Origin of the sequence: uncultured Campylobacter sp. (genome assembly GCF_905371695.1) — a bacterium.
In the GTDB taxonomy this organism is placed as follows: domain Bacteria; phylum Campylobacterota; class Campylobacteria; order Campylobacterales; family Campylobacteraceae; genus Campylobacter_A.
The window spans coordinates 1-8,389 of sequence record NZ_CAJPMA010000077.1; the positions used below are offsets into that span (position 1 = coordinate 1).

The following is an 8,389-nucleotide window of genomic DNA, read 5'->3' on the forward strand; positions in this document are numbered from 1 at the left end:
TCTCCATCGTCAACATGTAAAATTTTATCCCTTTGGGATTTGAAACGTTCATTCGTTTGATACGGGAAAGCCTAAACACGGTAAAATTTTATCCCTTTGGGATTTGAAACCAAATGCAAATTTCTCCGCTAGCCAATCAAAAAAGGTAAAATTTTATCCCTTTGGGATTTGAAACGGTACTCAAAAACGGATATACCAAAAAGCCGACGTCGTAAAATTTTACCCCTTTGGGATTTAAAACGAATAATCGCCCCGAAGCGCGTTACGGAAGCAGCCGTAAAATTTTATCCCTTTGGGATTTAAAATGCCCTAAAAGCAATGTTCTTGCCAAAATACGGATGATAAAATTCGAACCCGTTTTTTAAAGAATCCGATTTTGCCCCGAAGTCTAAAATTAAAATTTCGCCGAATTTGCCGTAAATTTTAAGCTATAATTTCACCTAATTTAAACCCGAAATTTAGGAAAAAGATGATCGTAAAATTTTTGCGTAACGCCTTAAACCGACTTCGCGGCGAGGTTAGTACCGAGTGGCTAGCGGCTCGCGGCATGAAAGTAGGTAAAAATTTCGCCAGACAAACGGGCGTGATTTTAGATCCGCACCACTGCGAGCTCATCACGATCGGCGACGACGTGACGATCGCGCCTCGCGCTTATATTTTGTGCCACGACGCGAGTACCCAGATATTTTTAGGACGCACTAAAACGGCGCCCGTAACTATCGGCGACCGCGTATTTATCGGCGCGGGAGCGATGATAATGCCGGGCGTAACCATAGGCAGCGACGTAGTAATCGGCGCAGGCTCCCTCGTGACGAAGAGTATTCCCTCAAACTCCCTAGCCGTAGGGCATCCGGCGCGAGTCGTAGGGACGCTTGATCAGTATTTAAAAAAATGCAAAGAGCAAAATAATTGGTAAATTTTTAGATAAATTTCGCGCGCGGCAAACGGGCGAAATTTTAATGCGAACTAGCTAGAATTATTAAAAACAAGGCGGCAAAATGATTGAAATTTTAAGTCTAAATTTTATGCAAAATGCGCTCGTAGCGGGGCTTTTGGTAAGCGCGATATGCGGCATTTCGGGTTCTTTAATCGTGGTAAACCGCATGAGCTTTATCGCCGGCGGTATCGCGCACGGCGCTTACGGCGGCATCGGGGCGGCGTTTTTTCTAGGCGTAGATCCGCTTTTGGGCGCGGGGGTATTTTCGCTGCTTTTGGCGCTAATCATCGCGACGGTGACGCTAAAAGATCGCGCGCGCATGGATTCCGTCATCGGCGCTATTTGGGCATTCGGTATGGCGGCGGGCATTATTTTTATCGACCTTACGCCCGGATATAGCGGCGATTTGATGAGCTATCTTTTCGGCTCGATTTTAGCCGTAAGCGGCGCGGATTTAGCCTTCATGGCGACGCTAGGTATAGCGTTTTTAGCGGCTATCGCAGTATTTTACAGGCAGTTTGCGGCGGTGAGCTTCGACGCGGAGTTCGCTCGGCTTCGCGGCGTGAGAACGACGCTTTTTTACTACGCGCTGGTGTGCATGACCGCGCTTTGCGTGGTAGCCACGATACGCGTAGTGGGGCTTATTTTGGTTATCGCGCTACTTACGATACCGCCTTTTATCGCTCAAATTTTCGCTAAAAAGCTGGGCTCTATGATGGCGATTTCCGCGGCGTTATCGACGATTTTTTGCCTGGCGGGGTTGTTTGTAAGCTTTTGGCTAAATTTAACCAGCGGCGCGAGCATAATTTTAATCGCGTCGGTTTGTTTTTTTGTGTTCGCGTTTAAATTTAGGCGGTTTTAGACGGAAATTTGCCTGAAAATTCGCGAAATTTCGCCGATTTACCGCGGGTTGTTAAAATTCGGCTTCGTTTTTTTATGCGTTCTCCGCGTTTGATCGCCGCGCCTAAAACCGCGCTTGCAAATCGCCGTAAATACGGCAAAACTAGGGCTCGTCCTTTGCCGCCGAGAAATTTTTAAATTTTAACGGCTACGAAAATTTAGCGAATTGCAAAAATCGTGGTCGTGATTTTATTTTCTTAAATTTAGACTATTTTAGCCTTATTTGATGGCGATTTGGCGGAAATATCGATAAATTCTACTTTTGATAAAGACTTTCAATACTTTTTAATATCAAAATTCGGCTGAATTTGAAAAAATTATTCCCAAATTTTAAACTAAATTTTATGAAATTTGCTATACCATTGCGCCAAAATAAAAGGATAAAACATATCCTAATTGATAAAGGTCAAGATTTTGAGAGTATATTTAGACAACAATGCTACGACGATGGTCGATCCCGAAGCGTTCGAGCTTATGAAGCCGTTTTTTTGCGAAAAATACGGTAATCCCAATTCGCTGCATAAATTCGGCTCCGAGACGCACCCCGCGCTTCGCGCCGCGCTAGATCAGCTCTACGCGGGACTAAACGCCAAAGATAGCGACGACATAGTGGTAACGAGTTGCGCCACGGAGAGCAATAACTGGGTGATGAAGGGCATTTATTTCGACCTGATCGCGACTGGCAAGAAAAAGCGCGTCGTAACGACCGCGGTGGAGCATCCGGCTATCCGCGCGACGTGCGAATTTTTAAAAAAATTCGGCGTAGAGCTAACGGTTTTGGACGTTAATTCGCAAGGCGTCATCGAGCCCGCGCAACTAAGAGAGGCGATGGATGAGGACGTAGCGTTGGTGTCCGTTATGACCGCAAATAACGAAACGGGTATGATTTTTCCGATTAAGGAGCTTGCCGCGATCGCGCACGAATACGGCGCGCTTTTTCACACCGACGCGGTACAGGCACTAGGCAAAATTCCGATAAACGTTCGCGATTTAGACGTCGATTTTATGAGCTTTTCGGCGCATAAATTTCACGGACCAAAAGGCGTGGGCGGGCTGTTTATCAAAGACGGCAGGCCGCTAACTAGCTTGCTGCACGGCGGCGAGCATATGGGCGGGCGTCGCAGCGGGACGCTAGACGTCGCGGGCATCGTAGGCATGGGTAAGGCATTGGAACTTGCTTGTAAATTTATGGGTTACGAGGATTCGCACGTACGCCGCTTGCGCGATAAGCTAGAAGACGCGCTTCTAGAAATCCCCGACGTCAGCGTCGTGGGAGACCGCGCGAACCGCGTTCCTAACACTATTTTAGCGTCCATTAAAGGCGTGGAAGGCGAAGCTATGCTATGGGATCTAAATCGCGCCGGTATCGCCGCTAGCACGGGCTCCGCGTGCGCGAGCGAGACGCTGGAAAGCAACCCGATAATGGAGGCCATCGGCGCGGATAAGGAGTTGGCGCACACGGCGCTAAGGCTATCCCTATCGCGCTTTACGACCGAAGAGGAGATCGATTACGCGATAGTAGAGATTAAAAAGGCGGTGGAGAGATTAAGGGCGATTTCGAGTACGTACGCCTACGCTCCTAGCGGCAATTAACGGCTCGTCTTTTGAGCGCCTTTGAATGAGTTTGAAATTTCGTCCCGCGGCAGACTATCTGTCTAGCCTTGGGGCGAAAATTTCCGCACAACATTCAAAATCATCTCAAAATACTTTGCCTTAATGTTTTACATTCAAATTTGAGGTTAAATTTAATTGAAATTTGAGCCTAAAAAGTCCAAATTTGAGTTAAATTTAAAAGGAAACGGGCGGCAGTATCGCGAGATGGATTTGAATGTTGTGAAGCAAAAATGAGCAAGGCTAACCAAATAGGTTGCCGCAGCGATATTTTTGCAAGCTCATTCAAAGACGCTCGCGAGACAACGCCTCCAAAAAGGAAATAAAATGGCAAAAAATAATCTAATCGGCGGTTCCATCTGGGACGAATACTCCCAAACTGTCCAAAACAGAATGAACAACCCGCTCCACATGGGTGAGCTAACCGAGGCCGACGCCGCCGCACGAAACGCAAAGCTAATCGTAGCGGACTTCGGCGCGGAAAGCTGCGGCGACGCGGTGCGTTTATATTGGTTAGTCGATGAAAAAACCGACGTTATAATCGACGCGAAATTTAAAAGCTTCGGTTGCGGCACGGCGATAGCAAGCTCCGATACTATGGCGCAGCTTTGCATCGGCAAGACCGTGGACGAAGCGGTCAAAATCACAAATATCGACGTGGAAAAAGCCATGCGCGACACGCCCGACGTCCCGGCCGTCCCGCCGCAGAAGATGCACTGCTCGGTCATGGCCTACGACGTCATCAAGGCCGCGGCAGCGCAGTATAAGGGCGTGGATCCGGAGCATTTCGAGGATGAAATAATCGTGTGCGAGTGCGCGCGCGTGAGCCTAGGCACGATAAAAGAGGTTATCCGCCTAAACGACCTACACACGGTAGAAGAGATCACGCAATACACCAAAGCGGGCGCCTTTTGCAAGTCCTGCGTGAAACCGGGCGGCCACGAAAAGCGCGAGTATTACCTAGTAGACATCTTGCGCGATACCCGCGCTGAGATGGAAGCCGAAAAGCTAAAAAGCCAAGCCGACGCGCAAATTTCGGGACATGCGGGCGATATCGCGTTTGACGAGCTTACGGTAGTGGGTCAGCTAAAAGCCGTAGAAAAGGTCATCGACGAGCAGATCCGTCCGATGCTGATGATGGATGGGGGCAACTTAGAAATCATCGACATGCAAAAAAGCGACGACGGCTTTACCGACGTGTACATCCGCTATCTAGGAGCGTGCTCGGGCTGTGCGAGCGGCGCGGGCGGGACGCTATACGCGATAGAAAACGTTTTGCAAGAGTCTCTAAGTCCTAAAATTCGCGTAATGCCGATATAAATTTTCGTAGGCGGATAAATCGGCGCGGCTTAAATTCCAAAATTTTACCCGATAATAGCCCGTCGCGCTCGCGCTAACGCTTTGCTTAGTTTAGCGGCGCGGGTAAAATTTGCGGCGCAAGATGGCTTAAATTTGCCCATGAAGCGGCAACGGCTAGTTTTCTAAAAGGCGCGCAAAAAGCGAAAATTTTTGTATAATTACGCTTTTGGAGGGCTTATGAGGGCGTTTTTATTTTTTGCTATTTTTACGGCGTTCGCGCTTGCTAAAAGCGAGTTCGTGTCCGTTACTAGCGTGCGATACGACGAGCAAAAGGCGCGTCTTGGCAAAGATTTGTTTTTCGATAAGCGCCTTAGCAAAAACGAAACCTACTCATGCGAAACCTGTCATAATCTTTACTGGGATTTTAGCGGCACTATCCGCAAAAAAGCGCAAGCGGGCGCTTTAACTACGCCTAGCATATTAAACGCGGGGCTAAATTTCATATTTTTTAAAGACGGGCGCGCAAGAAACCTAAAAGCGCAGGTTAAAGACGCGCTAACGTCGCAATACGAGCTAAATTCCGACGAAAGCGCCGTCGTAAAATCCGTAGAAAAAATCGCCGCTTATAAAAAATCGTTTCAAAACATCTACGAAGAAGGCGTAAATTTCGAAAATATAGCAGACGCGATAGCAGAATTCGAAAAAGCCGTAACCGCGGTAAATTCGCCGTTCGATAAATTTTTAGCGGGGCAAGAGGACGCGCTTAACGATGAAGAAAAAGCGGGCTTTGAAGCGTTTAAAAATTTAGGCTGCGCTTCGTGTCATAACGGCGAAAATTTGGGCGGAAATTTGATGCATGAAGCGGGGTTCGCCAAAAAGATTTTAAAAAATCAAAACGGCGATTTATCTCGCGAAAGACTCTCGCGCGTCCCGTCGCTGCGCAATATCGCAAGGACGGCGCCTTATCTATCGGGCGGCGAAATAGCCTCTTTAAAGGTTGCTGTTAAAAAGATCGCCGAGGCGCAGTTTGACGTAGATATCGATGATGGAAGCGTCGAGGCGATACATAAATTTTTGCTTACTTTAAGCGGCGAAAGACCTAGGATATTAAATGAGTCTTCGTCAAATTAGATTTTTCTCTTACGCTTTAACGCTTATTTTTATCGCGTGCGCCGTTATGGTTTTTAAACTAAGCTATGCCGCCTCGGCGAGCAACGAAGCGCTAAAACTTACGCTAAATTTGCGCTTTATTAGCGAATCGCTAGACTTTAACGTAAAAAATAATATTTTGACGCGAAATTTCGACGTCTTAGGAAAGGACGTTCAAAATTTCGACGGAAATTTAACCGAGCTGGCTAAAATATCAAGCGACGCTAGGGTTGCTAAATTTTACGATTTAACGCCCGAAATCTCGCGCCTTAGGGAAAATTTCGAGAAAAAAATCCGCGTGATAGACCGCTCTAATTTTATAAGCGCGGGCATTAAAACGATCGTCGTCGGCGGAAAATACGAAATTTCAAGGCTGGGCGACGCCAAAGGGTTAAAAAAGCTATTTTTTAAACTCGAAAATTTCGCAAATTCTAGCGACGAGCACGTCGAGGTTTTAAACCAAGAGATCGACGCGCTAAGAGAGCGGCTGCAAGGCGACGAGGTTAGGCTTGGAATTTTAGCCCGCGCTAGCCGCGCTGCCGCGTTAATCTCGTCGTTAAACGATATAGCAAAGCAAAACGACGAGCTAAAAACCGCGCAAGCGGCGGAGAATTTATACGAAGGGCAGCTAACGCAATACGCTCGCGTAGTAGAGCGGCTGCGCGTCTTTGAGGGCGTTTCTTTCGCGTTATTTTTTATCCTGCTAGCGTTCGTATTTTATCAAACCAAAAAAAGCGCGGACGGGCTACGCGAGATCAAACTTTTAAAAACCGCGATCGAAAACGACCATAGCGCGGTAGTTTTTTGTAACGATAAGAGTCAAATTTTATACGTAAATAAGACTTTTGAAAACGTTACGGGTTACAAATTTAGCGAAGTAGCGGGCAGAAATCCCAACGTTTTAAAATCTTTCGCGCATCAAAGCGATTTTTACGAGGATATAAAGCGCGCTATAAAAACGGCAAAGGTTTGGCAAAGCGACGAGCTTATAAGCCGCGCAAAAAACGGCGATTTGATACACGAAAAGGCCAAAATTGTGCCGTTTTTTTTCGACGGTAAATTAGAAGGCTATATCGGGCTAAAATTTAACCGCACCAAAGAGGTAAAAATGATAGAGGAGCTCGCGCTAAAAAACGAGCAAATCAAGACGCAGTCGCTGATAGACGGGCTTACCGGATTCGGCAACTACCTCGCGCTGACGCAAAAGCTAGAAGGCCGCGGCGACGGGATGATAATTTGCATGAGCGTAAAAAATTTTAAAACGATGAGGTTTTTTTACCAAACCAAGGTCATCGACGCGATGGTAAAAGCCGTTGCCGACACGCTAAGGCTATGCGTGCAAACCACGCAAATGAGCGCGGAGCTGTTTCGCTTCCAAGACGACGCGTTTTACGCGTGGTATTACGGAGATAACGTTAGGTGCGACATTTCGTATATCAAAGAGTATTTTAGCTTTTCTAAGCTAGAAGTAGAAATCGACGGCAGAATCGAAAATTTGCCGGGGCCTAAAATCGTGTTAGGCGTCTCTACCGCACGCGATACGCCTCAGACTAACCGCCTAATGCAAGCCGTACTTGCTAATCGGCAAGCCTTTAACGCCGATACCGAAGTTTATTATTATCAAGAAAACGACGCGATAGAGACGCAGTATTATAAAAACCAAATCGTAACTCAAATGATCGAGGCCGCGCTGGAAAACGATACCGTCGTAGTCGAGTGTCAGGGGATTTTCGACGTGCAAAGCGGCGAAAAAGAGGCGAAATTTTACGAAGTACTGGTGCGCATAATGGATCAAAACGGTAAAATTCGCTATCCGGGCGAGTTTTTGCAAACCGCGGTGCAAGCGCAACTTTACTCGCAGATTACTAAAAAGGTGATAGAGCGGGCATTTTCGCTCATAGAGCGATATCCAAAATATACGTTTTCGATCAACCTTTCAAGCTCGGATATCGCCGACGGCTCGATTAGAGAGCTGCTTGAAGACAAGCTTAGAATTTGCACGCGCCCGGAGCATCTTTGCTTTGAGATGTTAGAGAGCGAGGAGATGGACGATTATGAAATTATTAACGCATTTATTCGCCGCGTCAAGGGCTACGGGTGCAAAATTTCAATCGACGATTTCGGTTCGGGGTATTCTAATTATTACCGAATTTTGGAGCTTGACGTTGATAATATTAAAATCGACGGCTCGATAATTAAAAAGCTGCCGTTTGATCAAAACGCTCGCGTACTGGTAGAAACTATCGTAAATTTTGCTAGCAAACAGGGCTATAAAGTAGTCGCGGAGTTTGTAAGTTCGCCTGAAATTTTGGAGCAAGTTAAACTTTTCGGTATAAAATACGCGCAAGGATTTTTGCTAGGTAAGCCGCAATCGATGGGGTAAATGTAAAATTTAGATTTTATTAGACCTGAGAAATTTTAAAAGAAGTGGTGACCCCTACGAGACTCGAACTCGTGTTACCGCCGTGAAAGGGCGATGTCCTAACCGCTAGA

Annotated in this window: 6 protein-coding genes and 1 CRISPR repeat array; all 6 genes read left to right on the forward strand. The window is 46.7% G+C overall.

Translation table 11 applies throughout. The annotated features are described in order from the left end of the window. The first annotated feature begins 16 nt into the window (after nucleotides 1-16). Nucleotides 17-305: a CRISPR direct-repeat array (repeat unit 25 nt; unit sequence GTAAAATTTTATCCCTTTGGGATTT). 164 nt (nucleotides 306-469) lie between these two features. The 6 genes from QZ147_RS07180 to QZ147_RS07205 all read left to right on the forward strand — a co-directional run bounded on the left by QZ147_RS07180 (nucleotide 470) and on the right by QZ147_RS07205 (nucleotide 8,279). Then, the gene (locus tag QZ147_RS07180) at nucleotides 470-916 is read left to right on the forward strand and encodes a DapH/DapD/GlmU-related protein (RefSeq protein ID WP_295148729.1); all 447 of its coding nucleotides are present in this window, start codon (nucleotides 470-472) and stop codon (nucleotides 914-916) included. An 82-nt stretch (nucleotides 917-998) separates the two neighbouring features. Further along, a complete protein-coding gene (locus tag QZ147_RS07185; RefSeq protein WP_295148732.1) occupies nucleotides 999-1,799 on the forward strand; it encodes a metal ABC transporter permease in 801 nt (266 codons plus the stop codon). 452 nt (nucleotides 1,800-2,251) lie between these two features. Continuing rightward, a complete protein-coding gene (locus QZ147_RS07190) occupies nucleotides 2,252-3,430 on the forward strand; it encodes a NifS family cysteine desulfurase (protein WP_295148735.1) in 1,179 nt (392 codons plus the stop codon). A 345-nt stretch (nucleotides 3,431-3,775) separates the two neighbouring features. Further along, on the forward strand, nucleotides 3,776-4,768 hold the full coding sequence (locus tag QZ147_RS07195; protein ID WP_295148737.1) for an iron-sulfur cluster assembly scaffold protein: 993 nt from the start codon (nucleotides 3,776-3,778) through the stop codon (nucleotides 4,766-4,768). A gap of 216 nt (nucleotides 4,769-4,984) precedes the next feature. Beyond that, nucleotides 4,985-5,878: a cytochrome c peroxidase gene (locus QZ147_RS07200; RefSeq protein WP_295148739.1), complete on the forward strand. Its 894-nt coding sequence runs from the start codon at nucleotides 4,985-4,987 to the stop codon at nucleotides 5,876-5,878. After that, complete coding sequence (locus tag QZ147_RS07205; protein WP_295148742.1) at nucleotides 5,859-8,279, forward strand: EAL domain-containing protein; 2,421 nt, start codon at nucleotides 5,859-5,861, stop codon at nucleotides 8,277-8,279. The genes QZ147_RS07200 and QZ147_RS07205 overlap by 20 nt, the downstream gene beginning before the upstream one ends. Nucleotides 8,280-8,389: the final 110 nt, after the last annotated feature.

Excerpts from the sequence above, each read along its gene's own strand:
- QZ147_RS07180 (WP_295148729.1), top strand. The coding sequence starts at position 470 with ATGATCGTAAAATTTTTGCGTAACGCCTTAAACCGACTTCGCGGCGAG.
- QZ147_RS07185 (WP_295148732.1), top strand. The coding sequence starts at position 999 with ATGATTGAAATTTTAAGTCTAAATTTTATGCAAAATGCGCTCGTAGCG.
- QZ147_RS07200 (WP_295148739.1), top strand. The coding sequence starts at position 4,985 with ATGAGGGCGTTTTTATTTTTTGCTATTTTTACGGCGTTCGCGCTTGCT.
- QZ147_RS07205 (WP_295148742.1), top strand. The coding sequence starts at position 5,859 with ATGAGTCTTCGTCAAATTAGATTTTTCTCTTACGCTTTAACGCTTATT.
- QZ147_RS07195 (WP_295148737.1), top strand. The coding sequence starts at position 3,776 with ATGGCAAAAAATAATCTAATCGGCGGTTCCATCTGGGACGAATACTCC.